General features: G+C 57.2%; 19 protein-coding genes. 5 read left to right on the top strand and 14 right to left on the bottom strand.

Going from position 1 to position 22,077, the window contains the following annotated elements:
• Positions 1-72: 72 nt before the first annotated feature.
• On the top strand, positions 73-1,791 hold the full coding sequence (locus tag ABRZ26_RS19490) for a LytS/YhcK type 5TM receptor domain-containing protein (protein WP_319605781.1): 1,719 nt from the start codon (positions 73-75) through the stop codon (positions 1,789-1,791).
• 693 nt (positions 1,792-2,484) lie between these two features.
• Here the strand turns inward: ABRZ26_RS19490 and opp1C are convergent.
• From opp1C to asd, 6 genes are all read right to left on the bottom strand, one after another.
• Positions 2,485-3,318 carry a nickel/cobalt ABC transporter permease gene (gene opp1C / locus ABRZ26_RS19485; RefSeq protein ID WP_319605780.1) on the bottom strand — a complete coding sequence of 278 codons (834 nt, stop codon included), beginning with the start codon at positions 3,316-3,318 and terminating at the stop codon, positions 2,485-2,487.
• Entirely contained in the window at positions 3,315-4,253 is a 939-nt protein-coding gene (gene opp1B / locus ABRZ26_RS19480; protein WP_319605779.1) for a nickel/cobalt ABC transporter permease, read from the bottom strand. The genes opp1C and opp1B overlap by 4 nt, the downstream gene beginning before the upstream one ends.
• Positions 4,254-4,268: 15 nt before the next feature.
• Positions 4,269-5,882, bottom strand: a complete 1,614-nt coding sequence (gene nikA, locus ABRZ26_RS19475) for a nickel ABC transporter substrate-binding protein (protein WP_319605778.1) — start codon at positions 5,880-5,882, stop codon at positions 4,269-4,271.
• A gap of 15 nt (positions 5,883-5,897) precedes the next feature.
• Positions 5,898-6,677: a class I SAM-dependent methyltransferase gene (locus tag ABRZ26_RS19470; RefSeq protein ID WP_319605777.1), complete on the bottom strand. Its 780-nt coding sequence runs from the start codon at positions 6,675-6,677 to the stop codon at positions 5,898-5,900.
• Between the two features lie 181 nt (positions 6,678-6,858).
• Positions 6,859-7,257, bottom strand: coding sequence for a nickel-responsive transcriptional regulator NikR (nikR, locus tag ABRZ26_RS19465; RefSeq protein ID WP_319605776.1), 399 nt, complete (start codon positions 7,255-7,257; stop codon positions 6,859-6,861).
• Positions 7,258-7,364: 107 nt separating this feature from the next.
• Positions 7,365-8,468, bottom strand: a complete 1,104-nt coding sequence (gene asd, locus ABRZ26_RS19460) for an aspartate-semialdehyde dehydrogenase (RefSeq protein WP_319605775.1) — start codon at positions 8,466-8,468, stop codon at positions 7,365-7,367.
• 344 nt (positions 8,469-8,812) lie between these two features.
• On the opposite strand from asd, the gene ABRZ26_RS19455 reads away from it, so the two are divergent.
• A complete protein-coding gene (locus tag ABRZ26_RS19455) occupies positions 8,813-9,406 on the top strand; it encodes a YhgN family NAAT transporter (protein WP_319605774.1) in 594 nt (197 codons plus the stop codon).
• 45 nt (positions 9,407-9,451) lie between these two features.
• Here ABRZ26_RS19455 and ABRZ26_RS19450 read toward each other — a convergent pair whose 3' ends face one another.
• Complete coding sequence (locus tag ABRZ26_RS19450; RefSeq protein ID WP_319605773.1) at positions 9,452-10,828, bottom strand: GntP family permease; 1,377 nt, start codon at positions 10,826-10,828, stop codon at positions 9,452-9,454.
• Positions 10,829-10,982: 154 nt separating this feature from the next.
• On the opposite strand from ABRZ26_RS19450, the gene ABRZ26_RS19445 reads away from it, so the two are divergent.
• Positions 10,983-11,501, top strand: coding sequence for a gluconokinase (locus ABRZ26_RS19445; RefSeq protein ID WP_319605772.1), 519 nt, complete (start codon positions 10,983-10,985; stop codon positions 11,499-11,501).
• 21 nt (positions 11,502-11,522) lie between these two features.
• Here ABRZ26_RS19445 and gntR read toward each other — a convergent pair whose 3' ends face one another.
• The gene (gene gntR, locus ABRZ26_RS19440) at positions 11,523-12,518 is read right to left on the bottom strand and encodes a gluconate operon transcriptional repressor GntR (RefSeq protein ID WP_319605827.1); all 996 of its coding nucleotides are present in this window, start codon (positions 12,516-12,518) and stop codon (positions 11,523-11,525) included.
• Positions 12,519-13,010: 492 nt separating this feature from the next.
• On the opposite strand from gntR, the gene ABRZ26_RS19435 reads away from it, so the two are divergent.
• Positions 13,011-13,706: a pirin family protein gene (locus ABRZ26_RS19435; RefSeq protein WP_319605771.1), complete on the top strand. Its 696-nt coding sequence runs from the start codon at positions 13,011-13,013 to the stop codon at positions 13,704-13,706.
• A 195-nt stretch (positions 13,707-13,901) separates the two neighbouring features.
• Here the strand turns inward: ABRZ26_RS19435 and glpC are convergent, their stop codons facing one another.
• From glpC to pldB, 5 genes are all read right to left on the bottom strand, one after another.
• Positions 13,902-15,110, bottom strand: coding sequence for an anaerobic glycerol-3-phosphate dehydrogenase subunit GlpC (gene glpC / locus ABRZ26_RS19430; RefSeq protein WP_319605770.1), 1,209 nt, complete (start codon positions 15,108-15,110; stop codon positions 13,902-13,904).
• Complete coding sequence (gene glpB, locus ABRZ26_RS19425) at positions 15,107-16,369, bottom strand: glycerol-3-phosphate dehydrogenase subunit GlpB (RefSeq protein ID WP_319605769.1); 1,263 nt, start codon at positions 16,367-16,369, stop codon at positions 15,107-15,109. Before glpB ends, glpC begins: the two co-directional genes overlap by 4 nt.
• Positions 16,359-18,038 (bottom strand): anaerobic glycerol-3-phosphate dehydrogenase subunit A, encoded by a 1,680-nt coding sequence (gene glpA, locus ABRZ26_RS19420; protein ID WP_319605768.1) that lies wholly within the window; start codon positions 18,036-18,038, stop codon positions 16,359-16,361. The genes glpB and glpA overlap by 11 nt, the downstream gene beginning before the upstream one ends.
• 425 nt (positions 18,039-18,463) lie before the next feature.
• Positions 18,464-19,264, bottom strand: coding sequence for a sugar/pyridoxal phosphate phosphatase YigL (yigL, locus tag ABRZ26_RS19415; protein WP_319605767.1), 801 nt, complete (start codon positions 19,262-19,264; stop codon positions 18,464-18,466).
• A 49-nt stretch (positions 19,265-19,313) separates the two neighbouring features.
• Entirely contained in the window at positions 19,314-20,306 is a 993-nt protein-coding gene (gene pldB / locus ABRZ26_RS19410) for a lysophospholipase L2 (RefSeq protein ID WP_319605826.1), read from the bottom strand.
• 470 nt (positions 20,307-20,776) lie between these two features.
• Here pldB and rhtB point away from each other — a divergent pair, with 470 nt between their 5' ends.
• Entirely contained in the window at positions 20,777-21,397 is a 621-nt protein-coding gene (rhtB, locus tag ABRZ26_RS19405) for a homoserine/homoserine lactone efflux protein (RefSeq protein WP_319605766.1), read from the top strand.
• A 38-nt stretch (positions 21,398-21,435) separates the two neighbouring features.
• Here rhtB and rhtC read toward each other — a convergent pair whose 3' ends face one another.
• On the bottom strand, positions 21,436-22,059 hold the full coding sequence (gene rhtC, locus ABRZ26_RS19400) for a threonine export protein RhtC (RefSeq protein WP_319605825.1): 624 nt from the start codon (positions 22,057-22,059) through the stop codon (positions 21,436-21,438).
• Between the last annotated feature and the right edge of the window lie 18 nt (positions 22,060-22,077).

The following is a 22,077-nucleotide window of genomic DNA, read 5'->3' as shown; positions in this document are numbered from 1 at the left end:
CGCAAGAACGCTGCAACTTGAAAAATGAAGGGTATAATCCGTTGGCGCGAACATTACTGAGAGTGATTCTCCATGGTCAATCAGGTCGATTTGATTCTTTCCTTACTGCAACAGATGTGCGTTTATCTGGTGATCGCCTATCTGTTAAGCAAGACGCCTTTATTCATACCGCTGATGCAGGTCACCATCCGCTTACCCCATAAGCTGGTGTGTTATCTGGTTTTTTCCATGTTTTGCATCATGGGTACCTATTTCGGCCTGCATATTGATGATTCCATTGCCAATACCCGCGCCACCGGCGCCGTATTGGGCGGTATGCTGGGCGGCCCGTCGATCGGTTTTCTGGTCGGGCTCACCGGCGGACTTCATCGTTATTCGATGGGGGGCATGACGGCGCTGGCCTGTATGCTGTCGACCATCGCCGAAGGTCTGCTGGGCGGCTTGCTGCACAGCTATCTGACACGGCGCAACCGTATCGATCTGCTGTTTCGGCCTCTGGTGGTCGGTTTAACCGCGCTGGTGGCGGAAATCCTGCAAATGGTCATTATCCTGCTGGTCGCCCGGCCGTTTGATAACGCGATAGCGCTGGTGAGAGACATCGCCCTGCCGATGATGATCACCAATACCGTCGGCTCGGCGATGTTCATGCGCATTCTGCTCGACAGACGCGCCATTTTTGAGAAGTACACCTCGGCCTTTTCCGCCAAGGCGCTGAAAATCGCCGCCCGCGCCGAAGGCACGTTGCGACAGGGTTTCAATCAGCATAACAGCATGCGCGTCGCCCGCATCCTCTATGAAGAACTGGGGGTCGGGGCCGTCGCCATTACCGATCGTGAAAAATTGCTGGCGTTTATCGGCTTGGGCGACGACCACCATACCGTAGATTCCCCCATCACCTCGCGCCACACCCATCGGGCGATCGAGAAGAATCAGGTGGTCTACGCCGACGGTAATGAAATGCCTTACACCTGCTCCATTTCACCGAACTGCAAACTGGGATCGACGCTGGTGATCCCGTTGCGCGGCGAAGAGCAGCGCGTCATCGGCACCATTAAGCTGTACGAACCCAAGAACAAGCTGTTTTCCAGCATCAACCGCACGCTGGGAGAAGGGATTGCCCATTTGCTTTCCGCCCAGATTCTGGCCGGACGCTTCGAACGGCAGAAACAACTGCTGGCGCAGTCGGAAATCAAGCTGCTGCATGCGCAGGTTAACCCGCACTTTCTGTTTAATGCGCTCAATACCCTATCCGCCGTGATACGCCGCAATCCTGACCACGCCCGTCAGCTGGTGCTGTCGCTGTCGACCTTTTTCCGTAAAAACCTGAAGCGCAGCAATGACGAGGTATCGCTCAGCGACGAAATGGAACATGTGAACGCTTATCTGGAAATAGAGAAAGCGCGTTTCGCCGATCACCTGACGGTGGACATCACGCTGCCGGACTCGCTGTTGGAGGCGCGGCTGCCGGCCTTTTCTCTGCAACCCATTGTGGAAAACGCCATCAAACACGGCATTTCACAGATGTTCGACGTCGGTCATATTCATATCAGCGGGCGCCTGCACGCCAATACGCTGGAGCTGACGGTGGAAGACAACGCCGGCATGTATCAACCGCCCAGCGGCGGAGATGGTCTGGGGATGAACCTGGTGGACCGTCGCATCAAGGCCCGCTACGGTACGCATTTCGGCATCACCGTCGTCTGCGAGGCCGAGCGCTTTACCCGCGTCGAGGTGCGCGTGCCGTTTATTTCGCCCAAAAAGTTACTCAACGATCGGCGTCAGGCGGCTTAGCGATATCATGCTTAGGCTATCCTTCACCGCTTTATCAACGATGCCTGATTTGTATTATCAGACATCAGGGTTTTCGTGGTGACTATTATGCTGAAAAAAACGCGACCGTCGCTGTTGTTCTTTATTACTACGCAATCGGTGGTAAATATCTTATTATTCAGCGCGTTTGTTTTTCTGAATCGGTTTTATCATCACTTCGGGCATGTAAAATGGCATACTCCCGCTATAACCTACATATACTTTGTCGCTCCAATAATATTAACTATAATTATCAACATGATTTTTATGAGCCTGTTTTATGATTAATTTTTTTATAAAAACGATAACAAGAGGATATGTAAAAGCATTTGACTGTTATGGATGAGACAGTAAGCTGCAATACTTCTGTATTCTATCGTTCCAGCTGTGCTGGTTTTTGTTTTATCTGTGGATCCCGTATCGTAGCGATTATGCGATCCTTATTTTCCTGATCTTCTTTTTGCCCGTCATCTCCAGCAATACCCGATGCATCAATTACGCCGGGTATTCTCGCGCCTGGTGTTTTGTCTGGCTGATCGCCCCGTATATCATGTTGTTTCTGCCTTTCTTGTTAAAGAAAAAGGCGATAGCGGGACCAGCGCAATAATCTCAGGCTTAAAGCCGAGAGATAAATATCCCCAGCGGCAACGAACCGGTGAGCGGCGATAAGACGCTTTAGTTTTTATCCTCTCCGTCCAGCACATCGCGCAGAAAATCGCCCAGATAGTTAAAGGCCGCCGCCGCCAGCACGATGGCGATCCCGGCGGGCAACATCTGCTCCGGGTGTATCATCATCACGTTTTTCGCCTCGCCCAGCATCGCGCCCCACTCCGGCGTGGGCGGCTGTACGCCCAGTCCGATAAAAGAGAGCGCCGATAACAGCAGGATCACCGCCCCCGTATCGGTGGTCGCCAGCACCGCCGTTTCCGCGGCGGTTACCGGCAGCAGATGCCGCAGGATGATATAACGGGATGTGCCGCCGATCAGCCTGGCGTAATGAATATAGTGCCGGTCGCTGTATTGCAGCACGATGCCGCGGATCATCCGGGCATACCAGGCCCATTTCACCAACAGCACCGCCAGTATGATATTGCCCAGCCCCGGCCCCAGGATCCCGACCAGAGCAAAAATCATCACTTCGCCGGGAAACGACAGCATGACATCGCACATTCGCATCAAGACGGCGTCGATACGCCCGCGGAAGTAACCCGCCAACATGCCGATCAACATGCCGCACGCCAGGGCGACCGCCATCGCCGATAGCGATACCCATACCGTGCTGCGGATACCATACAGCAGACGAGAAAGCAGACAGCGTCCCAGATGATCGGCGCCCAGCGGATAAAGCGGGCCGGGGGCGTGATATTTATCGCGCCACGAAACCAGCAGGGGATCGTGCGGGGCGATCCAGGGCGCCAACAACCCCGCCAGTAGCAGCAGCGTCAGAAAACACAGGCACGTCAGCGCCAGCCGATCCTGCCTGCAACGCAGCCAGAACGCGCGGCTCATCCGGCGATACCGCGCCGCAAACGCGGATCAAGCCGCATTTGCAGTAGATCGATGATAAAGTTCGCCGCCACAAACAGCAGCGCCATCAGCAAGATATACGCCTGAATAATCGGATAATCACGGTTAAAGATCGCCGTCACGCACAGCCGTCCCAGTCCGGGCCAGGCAAAAACGTTTTCGATAATCAGCGTACCGGCAATCAGTTTGGGAATACTCATGCCAAGCGCCACCAGCGGCGAATAGAGCGCGTTAATCAGCACATGCCGCCAGAGGATCCGCCATTCGGTTAATCCCCTGGCCCGGGCATAGGCGACATAAGGCTGGTTAAGCTGCCCCAGCATATTGCTGCGCAACAGGCGGACATAGGTGCCGAGATAGCCCAGCGCCAGCGTTAATGCAGGTAATATCAGCGCCCCCGACGCCTGCATGCCGCCGACGGGCAACCAATTCAGTTTGACTGACAGCAGCCAAATCAGCAGCAGGCCAACCCAGTAGTTCGGCATCGCGGTAAGCAGGAAAAGCAGAGTACGCAGCAGTTTGTCCGGCCAGCGGCCGCGGGTAGCCACGCACAGCAGGGCGAACGACAGCGAAAACAGCAGAATCATGCCCAGCGCGCCGGCGGCCAGCCGCAACGTGGCGGGCAACGCCGTCATCAGTTCCCGCCATACGCTGGTTCCGGTGACGAACGAGGCGCCGAAATCCAGATGCAGACAACGTTGCAACCAGGAAAAGTATTGCCGCCAGAATGGCTGATCCAGCCCCAGCTCATGGCGCATCGCCGCAACCGCCTCATCCGTCGGCTCCACCATATTGACGCGCAGCGCCACCTCGGCGGGATCGGAAGGAGAAAGCTGGATCAGCGCAAAGGCAATCCAGGATATCGCCAGGAGCAGCGGGATCGTCGACAACAGCCGGCGGAAGAAATAGCGCGTCATCCGTTCTCCCGCCGCTTAACGCCAGTACATCTTTTCAAAAGGGATCTCATACTGCGAAGGATTAAACGTCACGCCTTGCAGATGAGGGCTGAAGACGGCTTTGGCGCGGGCATAGGTCAAAGGAATATAGACCGCTTCCCGCGCCAGCATCATAAATATCCGCCGGTACAGCGCCCGGCGCTGCGCCTCATCCGCGGCAATCAGCACCTGGCCAATCAGCGCATCCAACTCAGCTTTGTCCGGCAACCCTTTTTGCCCCTGGTAATCGGCATGCGACGGCAGGCGAAACGAAGAAACATAGGACTGCGGATCGTAAGGTTTGCCCCAGGACAGCGAATATTGCAGGTCGAAATCGCCGGACTTTTGCCTGTCCAGATAAGCCTGTTTCTCTTCGCCGATCAAGGAAACCTCAACCCCCACCTGGCGGAAATCGCTTTGTATCACTTCGGCGATTAGCTTTTCCCCGGCATTATTGGTGTTGTAAGAGAACACCAGCCGCATCGGTTGGCCCTGTTTTTCACGGATTGCCCTCCCCGCGGGTTGCCGCCATCCCGCCTCGTCCAGCAGCGCTTTGGCTTTGCGCGGGTCATAGCGGTAGACCGGCAGATCGGCGATGTCGGCATAAGGTACGTTACGGGCCAGCAGCGTTTCCGCCACGCTCTCGCTGCCCGCCATCACCCCTTCCGCGATCGCCTGCTTGTCCACCGCATACTGCAAGGCAAGGCGTACCTGACGATCGGCGGTAATCGGCCGGCTGCTGTTCAGAACCAGCGCCCGCGAGGCCGTCGGCTCGCCAATTGCGGTATGAAACTTATTCATTTCCTGCAACGCCGCAAAGCTGTCGCCGTCCGTCATGTCGCCATCCGCGCCGAAAATAAGCTGAATATCGCCTTTCTCCAGCGCCAGCAACAGGCTTTGACCATCGGGGATCACGTTCCATACCACGCGATGAAGCCGCGGCGGCGTTCCCCAATAACGCGGATTGGCGTCAAACACCGCATACTGGTTTTTCACATGCGCCGTCAGCAGCCAGGGGCCGGTGCCGGCATAAGCGCTGACGCCATGTCGGGTTTGACCGTTGATAAAATTTTTCGGCGAGATAAAGCGAAAAGGCCGGGTTAAGCCCAGCTCCACCAGCGTGGGGTAATAGGGATTTTTCAGTTGAAGAGCGACGGTATAATCATCCACGACCTCGACGTTATCGATCTGGCGAACCAGCTCCAGCCAGGCATGGCGCTGATAATTCGCCAGTACCGCCTCCATGTTCAGTTTCACCGCCAGCGCATTAAAGGGTTCGCCATCGCTGAAGGTCACGTCGCGGCGCAGATGAAAAGTATAACGTTTACCGTCCGGCGAGACCTCCCAGCGCCGCGCCAGCCACGGCCGCACGCCCTGTTCGCTATTCACCACCAGCGGTTCAAACACCATGTTCTGCGCGGCCATCTCGCCGCTATAGAGGTGAGGGTTAATGTCGCGGATATCTTTGGTGCTGGCGTAATGCAACGTCGAACGATCGGCCCCGCTTTCCGCGGCGAATCCATTCGACGCCGCCAGTGCGATCAGGGTCAGGCCGATCGCCGCGACAGCGCGGAAGAACCGTCGAGCCAGCGTAATGTTGCGATTCGGCATCTCGTTCCCCGCCGTCTACTTTTCCGCACAGATCAAAAACATCGGCGTCGACGCGTAATTCACCTTTTCCGTCTCATCCCACAGTTCATCGCCAACGCGGGTGTCCAGCGCGATCTTGCGATAGCCGCATTTCAGCAGCGCCTGCGTATCCCACTGCGGACGGCGTTCACGGCTGAGCGGCAGTTGGCGGGCAATGTTTTCCATCGCCGCGGTATCGGTATCGACGTAGTGATCGTCCAGCCCCAGATAGCGGGCGTTGGCCCGGTCTTGCAGATAGCCAAGATGACTTTGTTCATCAAACAGTTGCAGATACCAGTTGGCATCAAAGTTAATCAACCGCCCGCCGGCGGCCAGCACCCGATGCCACTCGGCATAGGCGCACTGCGGATCGTCCAGGTTCCAGGTCACATTGCGCGTCACAATCAGGTCGAAGCGGTTATCCGCAAACGGCAATGAATGCACATCCGATAACACGAAGTTTATCTCGGCGCCGTAGCGCGCCGCGTTGCCGCGCGCCTGATCCAGCATCGCCTGCGTGATATCGACCGCCGTTACCTGATGCCCCGCCAGCGCCAGCGCGACGGCAAAGAACCCCGGCCCGCTGCCGATATCCAGCACCTTCAATACCGGTTTGTCCGGGGCGTATTCGTTGATTTTCTTCAGCCAGGCGGCGCGCTTGGCATTGGCTAATTCGGCGGCGTTCAGTTGACTGTAGCCGGCGGCCCGGGTCGTCCAGTAGCGCTGCACGTCATGCAATAGCTCGCGATTTTCATCGTCGACAAGGAGTTGGCTCACGCGGGGTTGTCCTGTTATCGATTTTTTTATGTTCGACTTATAACAGATAGGATTGGCTGATTTAACCGCAGAGTATGAACTTTATAAAAAAAATCATACTTTCTTGATCTGGCTTAACTTCAGCCGGCAAGGGGTTGGCGTTTTACTTGCCGTCTGCGCCGGCGATGCGGCATTGAAGACGTCACAACGGAATAAGATTCAACCGTCCGTGGCGGACGCCGGTTTGCGCCATCACGGACTCGGCAAAACGTTCAACCTGTGACGCCGTGCCGCGCAGAATAATGGTTTCCACGCACTCTTCATGGCTCAGATGCGTATGCATGGTGGAGACCGTTAAATCGTGATGATCATGCTGCATATCGGCCAACCGACTGGAAAGCTGGCGCTCGTGATGATCGTAGACGTAGCTCAGTACCGCCACGCACGCGCCGTTTTTATCCGTCGCCAGCGTCATTTCGCCCAGCTCGCGGCGCAGCATATCGCGAAACGCTTCGGAACGATTGGCATACCCTTTGCGCTGCATCAGTTCGTCAAAGTTCTGCGCCAGTTGATCATCCATTGAAATCGTCAGTCTTTGCACCGTCAGCCTCGCAGAGCAGTAAAATAGGGTAAGTTTGTGGGAAATTATATACGCAAATACGGCCTAGCGCAGCGCCTGAACAGCGCCGCGCCAAATCGCAGGAAGGATTACAGCAGAATACGCAGCATACGACGCAGCGGTTCGGCGGCGCCCCACAGCAGCTGGTCGCCCACCGTAAAGGCGGACAGATATTCCGGCCCCATATTCAGTTTGCGCAACCGGCCGACCGGGGTGGACAACGTACCGGTCACCGCCGCTGGCGTCAGCTCGCGCATCGTGATCTCGCGATCGTTCGGCACCACTTTCACCCAATCATTATGGGTCGCCAGCATTTGTTCAATCTCCGGCACCGCCACATCTTTTTTCAACTTGATGGTAAAGGACTGGCTGTGACAGCGCAGCGCGCCGACGCGAACGCACAGACCGTCAACCGGGATCGCGCGGCGGGTGCCGAGGATCTTGTTGGTTTCCGCCTGACCTTTCCACTCTTCGCGGCTCTGGCCGTTATCCAGCTGTTTGTCGATCCACGGAATCAGACTGCCGGCCAAAGGCGCGCCGAAATTGTCGGTCGGCAACGTGCCGCTGCGGGTCAATGCGGTCACTTTGCGTTCGATATCCAGAATGGCTGAGGCGGGATCCTGAAGTTCTTTCGCCACTTCGCCATGCAACAGGCCCATCTGCACCAGCAGTTCGCGCATATGACGCGCGCCGCCGCCGGAAGCCGCCTGATAGGTGGAAACCGCAACCCAGTCCACCAGATCGTTGGCGAACAAGCCGCCCAGCGACATCAGCATCAGGCTGACGGTGCAGTTGCCGCCGACAAAGGTTTTGATGCCTTTATCCAACCCCTGCCTGATCACATCATGGTTGACCGGATCAAGAATAATAATGGCGTCATCCTGCATGCGCAGGGAAGAGGCGGCGTCAATCCAATAGCCCTGCCAGCCGCTTGCCCGCAGCTTCGGATAGACCTCATTGGTATAATCGCCGCCCTGGCAGGTGACGATGATATCCAGCGCCCGCAGCGCTTCCAGGCTGTAAGCGTCCTGTAATACGCCTTGCTGGCCTCCCAACGTGGGCGCCGGTTCACCGTGCTGAGAAGTGGAAAAGAATACCGGGCGGATCCCGTCGAAGTCGCGTTCTTCGACCATACGCTGCATGAGAACCGAGCCGACCATACCGCGCCAGCCAACAAAACCAACATTTTTCATGGTAACTGTCCTACCTTGGGAGTAACAAAAAGAATCCTGACTGCTGTCTTAGTGTAGTAATTGATAGCAAATACATTAAGAGAGTAGACCCACCACCCTCTGGGCGTTGCGGGCAGGCGGCAAGCGAGCGAACTCCGCGCGCAGACATCAGTGCGGGTGATTGGCAGCCGACACACCTGCAACTTGAAAGATGAGGGGTATAACGACTTTCCACCATACAAAATGTACATAAAGTCGCAAGTGAATTTATTCGATAATATGACGTTTTTCAGCAGCCATTCTAATATCATCGTTTCTTATGCAGGATGATGTACCACTTTGACGCTCAGGAGCAAGACGCTGAAATGACGGAAATGATCTCGGCAACCGTGCTGTTGCTGTTAATTATGGACCCGCTCGGCAATCTGCCTATTTTCATGTCGGTGCTGAAACACCTGGATCCTAAACGCCGACGCGTGGTGCTGATTCGGGAAATGCTTATCGCGCTGGGGCTGATGCTGATCTTTCTTTTCGCCGGCGAGCGGATCCTCGCCTTTCTTAATCTGCGCACCGAAACGGTCTCGATCTCCGGCGGCATCATACTGTTCCTGATCGCCATCCGCATGATCTTTCCCTCGCGGGAAGGCGGCAGCACCGGCCTGCCCGCCGGGGAAGAGCCCTTTCTGGTGCCGCTGGCGATCCCGCTGGTGTCCGGCCCGTCGATTCTGGCGACGCTGATGCTGCTGTCCCATCAATATCCCGATCAACTGCCGCACCTGACGCTGGCGCTCTTTATCGCCTGGTCGGTTTCCTTCGTTATCCTGTTGATGTCGAATCTGTTTTTACGCTTGTTAGGCGAGAAAGGGGTCAACGCGCTGGAAAAATTGATGGGGTTGATTCTGGTGATGCTGTCGACGCAGATGTTTCTGGACGGCGTGCGGGCGTATATGCGGCTGTGAAACAACGGCCGTGGCGGCATACCTTACCGCCACGCCGTCGGATCATCAGAGGAAAATACTGCCTAGCGCGGCCAACAGGAAGGCAATGGTGCCGATCAGCGTTTCCATCACCGTCCAGGTTTTCAGCGTGGTTTTCTCATCCATTTCCAGGAAACGCCCGACCAGCCAGAAGCCGGAGTCGTTCACGTGCGACAGCACCGTCGCGCCGCCGGCGATGGCGATGACGATGAAGCACAGATCGAACTGACTTAGCCCGGTGGTCGCCGCCACCGCCGGCGCCATCAGCGCCGCCGTGGTCGTCAACGCCACGGTGGCCGACCCCTGGGCGATACGTAACGCGGCGGAGACCACGAACGCGGCGACAATCACCGGCATTCCGTTATCAGCCAGCATATCGGCCAACGCCGTACCGATACCGCTGGCGCGCAAGACGCCGCCGAACATACCGCCGGCGCCGGTCACCAGAATAATGGAGCATACCGGGCCTAACGCGCCGTCACACACATTATTAAGATGCTTGCGGCTGCGCTGTCCGCTGAACATGATCAGGGAAAACAGCACGGTGATCAGCAGCGCCACCGGGGTTTTCCCCAACATCCGCAGGAACTGCACCACCGCGTTGTCGCCGGTGATCACCCCCATGACCGTCAGCGTATTCAGTCCGGTATCGAGAAAGATCAATACCAGCGGCAGCAACAGCACGCTCAATACCACTGAAAACGAGGGCGGCGTATGTTGTTCATCGGCCTTGACCTCTTCCAGAAAGGTGGAAGGCAGCGGTACATGGAACTTCTTGCCCGCCCACAGACCGAACAGATAGCTCCCCAGATACCAGGTTGGAAAGGCGATAATCAGACCGACGATCACCAGCAGACCAATATTGGCGCCAAGCAGTTCGCTGGCGGCGACCGGCCCCGGATGAGGCGGCAGTAACGCATGCATGACCGCAAATGCCCCGGCTGCGGGCAGCGCGTACTTCAGGGTTGAACCGCCAAAACGCTTCGCCACGCTGAAGATGATCGGCAGCATAACGACCAGGCCGGCATCGAAAAAGATGGGGAAACCGAACAACAATGAGGCGATACCCAACGCAAACGGCGCCCGATGCTCACCGAATTTATTGATCAGCGTATCCGCCAACACATTGGCGCCGCCGGTGATCTCCAGCAAACGTCCGATCATCGCCCCCAGACCGACCAGCAAGGCGACCGACGCCAGCGTACCGCCGAAGCCGCTCAGTAACGTAGGGACGATATTTTCATAAGGCGTTTTTGTTACCAGCGCGGTTAACAGGCTGACTAATACCAGCGCCAGAAAGGCATGGACTTTAAAACGCATAACCAGCACGAGTAACAAGGCCACTGCGCCTACCGCAATCAGCAACAGCACGCCGGCACTATAAGCAGATGTAATTTCTGTCATGTTTATTATCCTTTCAATCCCCCGACAGGGGGATTGATTGTTTGTGAGATAGGTCACAGCGCCATTTGATACCGGTAACATGATATCGGTAACATGTTAAGATCGGATACTGATATGTTTCATTTAATTTACATTTTGGGATGGAGATCAAATTATGCCAGGCCAGAGCATTATTCTTATGGGCGTCTCAGGTAGTGGGAAATCATCGGTAGGCGTCAGGCTTGCCCAGGCGCTGCATGCGAAGTTCATTGACGGCGACGATCTGCATCCGCGCGCCAATATTCAGAAAATGGCCGGCGGTACGCCGTTGAATGATGAAGACCGCGCGCCCTGGCTGGAACGCCTGAACGACGCCGCCTACAGTCTGTATCACAAAAACGAAACCGGCATCATCGTCTGTTCGGCATTGAAGAAACGCTACCGCGAGCGCTTACGCCGCGATAATGAAGGAATGACCTTTCTCTATCTCAAAGGCGGCTTTGATCTTATCCTGGCGCGGCACACAGCCCGGGCGGGACATTTCATGCCGACCGAGCTGCTAAAAAGCCAGTTTGACGCGCTGGAAGAGCCGGGCGTCGACGAACCCGACGTGCTGACGGTCGACATCGACGGCAGTATGGAGGAGGTGGTCAACCGCTGCGTCGAGGCGCTGCGCGGCCGTCGGCAGGCGTGACATTCCGTGGCGGGGCCGCCGTTAAATGCTGCCGCCATCCAGCAGCGTGAATCCCACATCGACCATGGCGGGTTCAACATGTTCGCCCCGCAAGCGTTGCAGCAGGCGTTCCGCGCCGATTTGTCCCATGCGCTCGCGGGGAGTCAGCACGCTGGCCAGCTTCGGCACCGTCGTCTGACCGATGTCGTGACCATGAAAGCCCACGATCCCCATATCCTGCGGCACGCGCAATCCCTGGCGCAGGCACTCAAACATCGCGCCGACGGCCAGGTCGTCGTTAGTACAAAAAACGCTATCGACCTGCGGATACTCGGTCTGCGCCTGCCGCAGCAATTCGCCGCCCAGCGAATAGGATGAGGGCAAATCGCTCATCACGCTGTGGCTCGCCAGTTGGCGATCCCGCATGGCCTGCTCATAACCGCGACATTTTGTGATGGTACGCTCATCCTGCCGCGCGCCCAGATAAACGACATGGCGGTATCCCAGCGAAACCATATGCAGGGTCATTTGCCGGGCCGCCTCGAAATTATCAAACCCCACCGCCATATCCAGACAGGGAGAAACCGAATCCATCAGTTCCACCACGGGAATACCCGCGACATCAATCATCTGCCGGGTGCGATCGGTATGAAAACGCTCGGCCAGAATCAGACCGTCGATGTTATAAGCCAACAGCGACATCAGCCGCTGCTCTTCCTTTTCGGGATGATAACCGTAGTGAGCCAGCATGGTTTGATACCCGTGAGCATCGGTGACGCGTTCAATGCCGCGCAGCACTTCCGCAAACACCTGATTGGTCAACGACGGCAGCAGAACGCCAATCGCCCGGCTGGTGGCGCTGGCGAGCATATTGGGCGCCTGATTGGGGATGTAGCCCAACTCATCAAGCACGATGGCTATCTTTTCCTGCAATGCCGCGGAAACCTGAGCCGGATTACGTAAATAACGGCTCACCGTCATTTTAGTAATGCCCACCCGATCGGCAACATCCTGGAGAACCGGTCTTTTCTTCTTCATCATCCACGGAGCACGCCTGCAAATATTGAGCGGGAGTCTAGCAAAAAAAGCGCTCAGGGCATATCAGGAGCGGCGTTTTGCCGCGCTGCCGCGCATAAAAACGCCGTCGGCGCAACGCAAACGCGCGCCATGAAAAATCGCACATCGCGACGAGCTCAGGGGAATGATCCGAAAGCCTCTTATAAAAAACGCTTTACAGACGAGAATGATAATGATTATTATTGCAGTGCGTTCCGGGGGAGCCGATAAGTATGCTTATGTGGATGATATTCACATCACGATGTCGGTTTTACCGCGAAGGCACGACATTGCTCACATTGCTTCCAGTATTTATTTTAGCCAGCTCGGGTGCTGGCTTTTTTTTTTGCCTGTGATTCACCCCGCCAGCAATGTCTCCCGGAAATTTTTTGAACGGAACGTTAAATTTTTTACGCTATCTTATTCCCGGCGACCCGTTAGACTTTACGTAACGAATATACGGGAGACGCTGACATGATCTATTCACGTAAGGCGCAGCAGCGCGGACATGCCAATCATGGCTGGCTTGATAGCTGGCACACCTTCTCGTTTGCGGATTATTACGAGCCGGAGTTCATGGGTTTCTCGGCGTTGCGCGTCATCAATGAAGACCGGATTGAAGGCGGGCAAGGATTCGGCACGCACCCGCATAAAGATATGGAAATTCTGACCTATGTGCTGAACGGCACGGTAGAGCATCAGGACAGCATGGGCAACAAGGCGCAGATTCAGGCCGGCGAGTTTCAGATCATGAGCGCGGGTACGGGGATTCGCCATTCGGAATACAACGCCAGCCGCGATGAGTTGCTGCATCTGTATCAGATCTGGATTATTCCGGAAAAAGCCGGACTGACGCCGCGTTATGAGCAAAAGCGTTTTGACATGCCGCAGGGGCGTCAACGGGTGCTGTCGCCGGATGCCCGTGACGGTTCGCTCAAGGTTTTTCAGGATATGACGCTGTGGCGCTGGGCGCTGCAAGCGCAGGAACAGTCGATTTATCCGGTGCAGGCCGGACGCAGGGTCTGGATCCAGGTCGTGCGCGGCAGTGTGACCGTCAACGGTCATCAGGCGGGCATCAGCGATGCTTTCGCCGTTTGGGATGAAGACAGGCTGTCGATTCATGCCGACAAAGAGAGCGAGATCCTGCTGTTTGATTTACCGCCGGTGTAAAACCTGCGGGCGAAAAACCGTGGATGGGTTCACGGTTTTCTCGTTTCAGACGGCTATATTGCCGGAGTAGTCTGTTTTTTATACTGCGTTAGCCTGTTTTGTCACGCCGGCCAAAAACCTAAGCATTACCGTGCTTTTCCGGAGCAGAGGCGCGGTGGTGTTTAGGTTTTTTTTATCATGGGCTTCCCTGCCCCTTCACGCCTGAATCAGCGCCCGCGCCAGCAGCGTAATCGGATGTTCGCACGGCTTGCCGGTGGACATTTCGATCTGCCATTTACAGGTTTCGCAGTCGGTGATCACCACATCGGCGCCGCTTTCCTCAATCTGACGAAACAGCGGCGCGCCGATGCCCTGCGCGGTGGCGTAATTTTCCTTTTTGAAACCGTAGGTGCCGGCAATGCCGCAGCACTGGGAATCCAGCACAATAAGCTCAATACCGGGAATGCGCTGCAACAGCGCCAGCGTATAGGCGGTCCAGCCCATTTTCTCCAGATGACAGGGCGTATGATACGCCACCCGCAGCGCCAGCGGGCGTAACGGCAATGCTCTTCCCTGTTCTTCCAGCAGGCGGTAGAGCTGACGCGTCGCCAGCTCAATGCCGTCGCGGACAGCGCGCGTATCGACGTCCAGCAAATGCGGATACTCGTCGCGCAGCGTGAAAGCGCAGCTGGACGAGGTCGCCACCACCGGCATGGACTTGCCGTTGATCGCCTCATCCAGCGATTGGATATTTACCCGCGCCTGCTTTCTCGCCTGGTCGTGAAACCCGTTGGCAATCAACGGCACGCCGCAGCATTTCTCTTTACTGAGCAGTTGAACGCCCACATTCAGCGCGTTAAATACCCGGATCAGATCTTTACCCAGTTGAGGATGGTTATAGTTAACGTAGCAGCCATGAAAGTAGGCGACCTGTTCGGGGTAATGCCGCTGCGTTTCCGCCTGCCGGCGATACCAGCGGCGGAAAGTGCCGAAGGAATACTTCGGCAACTGACGCCGATGGTCGATTTTTAACGCTTTATCCAATAGCTGACGCACCGGCTTCAGACCGGTGGCGGTATTCACCAACGGGGCGAAAGGCGTGGAGACGGCGCCCATCAGATCGGTATGGCTAAGAATGGCATCGCGCAACGAAGGCTTGTGCGTGCTGTAACCGGCTTTCGCGCGCTGAATGATATCGCCGATTTTGACGTCCGACGGACAGGCCACTTCGCAGCGTTTACAGTTGGTGCAATATTTCAGGGCTTCATCATACAAGGCCGGATCTTTACGACGCAGCCGCTCGCCGTCCGGGCCGGCCTGTTTCGGCCCCGGATAGAGCGGGTTAACCCGCGATACCGGGCAATAGGTGGTACACACCGTACACTTGATGCAATTTTCGAAGCTGTTGTCGGCCGGCAAACTCATGCGTGGCCCTCCTTCAGGATCAGGTCGGCCGCATACAGCGCGCTCAGCATCGAGACGCCCGCGCCGCACCCTTGCGTAATGGGATCGAACCCTTCCAACACCGCGCCGACGGCATACAGGTTATCCGCCGTTTTACCACCGATAGCGGGGTGCAGTTGTTCATCGGCGATGACGCCGAATTGCATATAGGGCTGCGCGGCGAACACATCCTGCCGACTCCAGTCTTCCCGCTGCGCCGCAAAGCGCACATCCAGCCCGAAGACCGGTTCAACCACCCTATCGAACTGCGCGCGCAGACCATTGCTGAAAAAACTGCCGCTGGCCAGCACAACCTGTCTGGCGCGCAGCGGAATATCCTGATGATTGCGGGTATAGAGGGCCATCTCCGGCGCATCCTGCATCGCCCGCTCCACCCGGTCTCCGGGCATGACGATACCGCCGGACTGACGAAAGCGACGCAGCAACCCCTGATGCAAGCGCAGCCCCGGCACGGAAGGCGGCAGCGTCGGCAGCAGCCGCACCGGTTTGCCCAACAGCTCGCTCAGCTCGGTCGGCGCGCAAGGCGAATCCAGTCCAAGACAGGCGGGCATAATCACGCCGTCGTTGCCGCTCGCCAATACCGTCAGTTCCTCCGCCAGCGCCGCCCGGTTTTCCGCGCGATCGAGAACGCGGGAGATATTCACCGCCCGGAACTCGCTGGGATTGCGGCGCAGCCGATCGAGCATCGGCAGTTTCAACTCGCCGCTGCGGGCGGCAATCCCCTGCGATTGCAGCGTCCCGGCCACAATACGCGACTGGAAATCCAGAAAGCCTTCAATGCCGGCCACCAGCGGTCTTCGCCAATCCGCCGTCGCTGGTAAACCGCGGATCGCGCTATCCGGCGGACTCAGCCAGCAGGGACGAAACTTGCCCAGCGGCGTCATACGCTGATGATTTCGTCGATAGTCGCCCAGCATCGGCATGGCGCAGCGAACCAGCAGCGCCTGGGCCTGCGGCAATAATGCGGCGATCCGCTCGGCGCCGATCAGCGAATAGGGATGACGCGGCGCCTGACGAGCAAGCTCGTCCAGCGCGTCGAGAGGTTGGACGACCGGCTGGCCGTCCGGCAGACAAGCCAGCAAATCCAGCGCGCCGGAAGAGAAATGCAGCGCGCTCTGCCCGGCGCTGACGATGGCGCAACGCTTCCCCTGCTCGGAGAGCCGAATGCCGCAGGTCAGCCCCGCTAGTCCGCCGCCGATAATGACTACGTCATAGCGCATCGCGTTCCTCCTCGCGGTCGTCGGCGGTCAAACCGCACAACCCCTGATAGACCCAACTGGTAAACTCGCTTTCGCGCAGGGTGTTTCCCCAGGCGACCGGACGAATGCCTTTCCAGCGTTCATTCAGAAACTGGCTCAGTTGGACGATGGACTCCCGCGGCGTCGACTGTCCGAAGCGACACAGCAGCCCGGCGGCCCGGCAGGCGCACAGCTCGCCCTGGCAGGTTCCCATCCCGACGCGGGTGCGACGCCGTAAATCAACCAGGTTATTCACCTGGAGCGACGTCACCGCATAACGCACTTCGCCCGTGGTCACCGCCTCGCATTCGCAAACCAGACTGCTGTCCAGACGTTCGCCGGACAGCAAACGATCGGCGCGTTCGCCGTGGCGATAAATCGCCGATCCCCGTAGCGGCGCGGACCAGGACGGCGACGGGTTTTGCGACGGCCTTGCGAAAGCGGACGGCTTGGACGCCGCCTCTTCCTGCGCGGGTTCCGAACCGGGCAACGGCCGGTGCGCGGTAGTACAAACCGCGTGGTGAGCCAACTTTTCGCAGATTTTATCCGTCACCCATTCGGCCATCAGCCGGTAGGTCATCAATTTGCCGCCGGTGATGGTGATTAAACCTTCCAGACCATCGCGGCCGGCATGGTCGAGCAACACAATGCCGCGGCTGACGCTGCGCCCGCTCGGATCGCTATCGCTGGCCACCAGCGGGCGAACGCCGGCATAAGCGCGCAGAATACGCGTGGCCGCGAGCTGCGGCGCCAGTTTGGCGCCTTCACGCATCAAGGTGTCCACTTCCGCGGGCGTGACCGTCATATTATCGATCTGATCGTAATCGATATGGGTGGAAGTGGTGCCAATCAGCGAAATGGTATCGCCCGGCACCAAAATATCGGCATCAGCCGGTTTACGGCAGCGGTTAATTACCATGTTGTTAATACGATGCCCCAAAATCAGCAGCGCCCCTTTCGCCGGAAACATGCGCACGCGCAGATCGGCATACTCGGCGATATGTTGTCCCCAGATCCCCGCGGCATTCACCACCACCTGCGCATAGATTTCGCTGGCCATACCGCTTTTATGGTCGAAAACGCGCACGCCGGTAATACGATCGCCCTGACGGATCAGACCGATCGCCTCATGGTAGGTCAGCACCTCGGCGCCATGCTCTTGCGCATCGATCATATTGGCCGTGGTCAGCCGAAAAGGATCCACCGTACCGTCAGGCACCCGAACCGCGCCAATCAGAGCGGGGTTGGCCGCCGGCTCAATCCGCAGGGCTTCTTGCGGATCGATGGCCTGCGCGGCGATCCCCGCCTGACGGCAGGCAGCGATAAACTGGGTTTGATAAGCGAGATCGTCTTCCGGCAGCGTGATAAACAGGCCATCGGTGGGTTCGACGCAGTGACGGGCGATACGCCGCAGAATTTGGTTTTCTTCAATACATTCGCGCGCGGATTCGCCGTCGGTCACCGCATAGCGCGATCCGCTGTGCAGCAGACCATGATTACGCCCGGTGGCCCCGGTCGCGATATCATGGCGTTCGAGCAACAGACAGCGTAATCCACGCAGCGCGCAATCCCGCAGCGTGCCGGCTCCCGTCGCGCCGCCGCCAATCACAATGACATCGGTTTCCCGGTATGACCCCTTCTGTTGCATCATATCCTCGCTTCACGCGTCTCGTTCCACCAGGCTATTGAGACACAAAATGCAGGGGTAATGTTTGATAAAGAGCAAAAACGAACACAAAACGAAAATTAAATGGCGATTAAAAATCACAACCGTGATTGATATCACTAAAGGAGAACCGGCGGCCGCAGCGTATCCGGCGCAAGGCAGATTAGAAAGAAGCGAGGAGATCGGCGCGAACCGACCGCGTCCGGGGGAAAATATGCAGCTCAGCCGTAAAGCGGGACACGCGCCCTTGCTCTCCGCCATTGTCATTCGCCGCTACGCCCCGTCATTCCCGCGTTAGTTGGGAATGACGGGGTTGGGAAGGTTGGTCATACTTCGAGAACGCGCCCTGCCGGTCGCGTTCTTTTTACCGATGAGGTGGAGCGTCACGGCAACATCGCCGCCGCCCGGCGTTATCTCAGAAACAAATCCCGCAGATAGTTCGGCACCGCGCTATCCACGTTGCTGCCGATCACTTCCAACTGCGGCAGCAAATCCTTCAAACGCTGATGCGCGTTTTGCATAATGCAGCCTTTGCCCGCCATCGACAGCATTTCGTAATCGTTCATGCCGTCGCCGAAAGCAATGCACTCCCGCAATGAGAAACCGATAATCTTCGCCACCTGCTCCAGCGCGTGGCCTTTGGATACGCCGCCGGCCATCACTTCCAGACAGGTCAGCGTGGAAAAGCTCACGTTGACGCGATCGCCCCAGCGCGCATTGATCGCCTCTTCCAGCGCCAATAGTTGTTCATGCTCATCGCAGGTAAAAAAGATTTTACTGACGCCGTCGGTTTCCAGCAGAGCGGGCTCAAACAGCTTGTACTTAAACACCGACTCTTTGAAAAACCGTTCTTCTTCCGGGCGCTGGCGGTTCATAAACCAGTCGTCATCGCGATAAACATGCGTCAGCATATCCGGGTTGTGGTGTACCACGCCGAAGAGATCGCGGGCGATGTCCCCATCCAGATTATGACTGAAAATCAGCTCGCCCTGCGTATTGTGGACCCTGGCGCCGTTAGAGGTGATCATAAATGCGCTGATGCCAAGGCCATCCCGGATTTGTCCCACGTCCATATAGTGCCGCCCGGTGGCGAACACAAAATGAATACCTTTTTCAGTCAATAGCTTAAGGGTTTCTTTCGCATAAGGAGACAGGGTATGGTCGGGCGACAATAACGTGCCATCTAAATCGGAAGCGACAACATGGTACATAACGGTGAGTTCTAACCTCTGGTGGATGTCGCGGCGCTCGCCGCAAAATTTAATGATAATGGGCAAAATGAGCCAGAATCAGCCCGAATGCCTCGGCGCGAATAACATCTTTCTCAAACAGAATTTCGTGCCGGGCGCCTTTAATAATCTGCGGCTTCCCGCCCGCGCATGGGTGGCCGCTTCGCGCCAGAGCCTGACAAAACGCATCCTGACTGCGATTATCCACCACACAATCTTCCCCAGCCTGCAACAGCAGGATCGGCGTGGTGATATCGGCGGCCATCGCCAGTAACTGTTTTCCCACGATAATGGCTTCGCGCACCCAATGATAGGTCGGCCCGCCCACGCGTAGCGCCGGTTCGTCGGCATAGGCTCTGACGCTGCGCTGATAACGCGCGCGGCTGTGGGTCAGCACATTGACCATATAAGGCAGCGCCCGCCATTGCCCGGTACCAATCGCATAATAGTCGCGCACCGAGGGGTGGCGTTCCGCCCAGTCAACAATTCGCCAGGCCAGCCAGTGCGGCATCGGCAAGTGAATGCCGCACATTGGCGCGCACAGCGCCGCCGCATCAAACGCCGCCGGCCGGCGCGCCAGAAACTGAGCCAGAATGGCGCCGCCCATCGAATGCGCCAGCGCAAATCGCCGGGTATAGGCCTGAACGTCGATTTGCTGTTGCCACAGCAAATCGACATCGTCCACATAGTCGCTGAAGCGCAATACATGCCCGCGATGCCGGTCTGCAAGCAAGCGCCCGGAACGCCCCTGCCCGCGATGGTCCATCATCAGCACGTCATAGCCATTATGAAAGAGATCGTAAGCCACTTCGCTGTATTTTACGTAACTTTCAATACGACCGGGAAAGACGACAACCAGTTTATCGTGGCGGGAAGACGTAAAACGCACAAAACGGATCGGCACGTTATCGACGCCGATCATCTCCCCTTCGTCGCGCCGACGCCAAAAATCCAGTAATTTTCCGTTAGCGAAGGCGGAGAACTGCGCTTCTCGCGTTAACAGGCTATCGCAATACGGAATCATCACACATCTCCGGGGCAGACCAGTAAAGCTAGCGGAAAGTTTTTGTGAGCTATAGAACAAATATAGGTATCGGCGTATTGTGTCACAAAAAATCGCCTGGAGCGATTTTCAACAACGCAACGCGTTGGCCCGTAGGGCGAGCCTCAGGGATGAGGCGAGTAAAAAATCGCCTGGAGCGATTTTCAACGTTGCGCAGCAACGACCCGTAGGGGGCGGGCAGGGATAGCCCGCCATAAAAAATCGCCTGGAGCGATTTTCAACAATGCAACGCATTGGCCCGTAGGGCAAGCCTCAGGGATGAGGCGAGTAAAAAATCGCCTGGAGCGATTTTCAACAACGCAATACGTTGGCCCATAGGGCGAGCCTCAGGGATGAGGCGAGTAAAAAATCGCCTGGAGCGATTTTCAACAACGCAACGCGTTGGCCCGTAGACGTCGCAATCAAAAACAGGATTCAGGGAGCATCCGCAAGTGACTTTCGACTGGTGGTTAACCTATTTATTAACAACATTCATTCTCAGTCTTTCTCCCGGATCGGGCGCGATCAATACCATGAGCACCGGCATCAGCCACGGCTATCGCGGCACCATTGCCTCAATCGCCGGTTTACAGATTGGTCTGGCCGTACACATCGTGTTGGTGGGGATCGGACTCGGCGCGCTGCTGTCGCAATCCATGATGTTCTTCGACATATTGAAATGGCTGGGGGCGGCGTACCTGATTTGGCTGGGGATCCAGCAGTGGCGCTCGGCAGGCTCGCTGGATATGCATGCGCTGGCCAGCGCCATGCCGCGCCGTAAGCTGCTGAAACGCGCCATTCTGGTTAATCTGACCAACCCGAAAAGCATTGTGTTTCTGGCTGCCCTGTTCCCGCAGTTCATCATTCCCCATCAGCCCCAGGCCGCTCAGTATCTGGTGCTGGGCGCCACCACCATCATCGTGGACATTGTGGTGATGATTGGCTACGCCACGCTGGCCACGCGGATTTCCGGCTGGCTGAAAGGCGCGCGCCAGATGCGCCTATTGAACAGGATTTTCGGTTCGCTGTTTATCCTGGTCGGCGCGCTGCTGGCCAGCGCCAGAAAAGCCTAGACGAACGCCGCCGGATTTACCGTCCGCGGCAGGTAACGTCAGCGGGAAAAAATCAGATGCAGCCCGAAGCCGGTAAACAGTACGCCGGCCACGCCATCCACCCACTTGGCCAGGCGTTGATAAGCGCGGCGGATCGCAGGGAGCGCAAACACCAGCGCCACCAGACTGAACCACACCAGCGTCTCCACCGAAATCAGGGCGAACAATCCCCAACGCGCCCCGGCGCCGACGCCGTCCCCGACAAACAGCGAAAACACGCTGCCGAAATAGACCAGGGCTTTCGGATTGGCCAGGTTGGTCAGCAAACCGCGCATAAAAGTTTTCCCCCGCCGCGGCAACGCGACCACCGCCTCCGGCTCGGTGTGGGATTGCGCCTTGCGCCGCGCCGACCGCAACATCTGCCACCCCATCCAGCACAGATAGGCGCCGCCGACGATGGTGATGACGCGATGCAGCCAGGCCATCTGCTGTAGCAACAGATGCAGTCCCAGCAGGGCAATCGCCGCCCAGACCATTACCCCCAGAGAAGTCCCCAGCACACCCAGCATCGCTTCATTGCGCGAACGACTGGCCGCCGTCTGCGAAATAAACAAGAAATCCGGTCCGGGGCTCATTAAGGCGATGAAATGAACCAAAGCGACGGTCAGAAACAGCATGAGCATCATTGATTTCCTATGGTG

Source organism: Brenneria sp. L4-2C (genome assembly GCF_040240335.1).
Classification (GTDB): Bacteria; Pseudomonadota; Gammaproteobacteria; order Enterobacterales; family Enterobacteriaceae; genus Brenneria.
The sequence above is the reverse complement of the archived record's forward strand: the minus strand, read 5'-3'. Positions and strand labels throughout refer to the sequence as shown.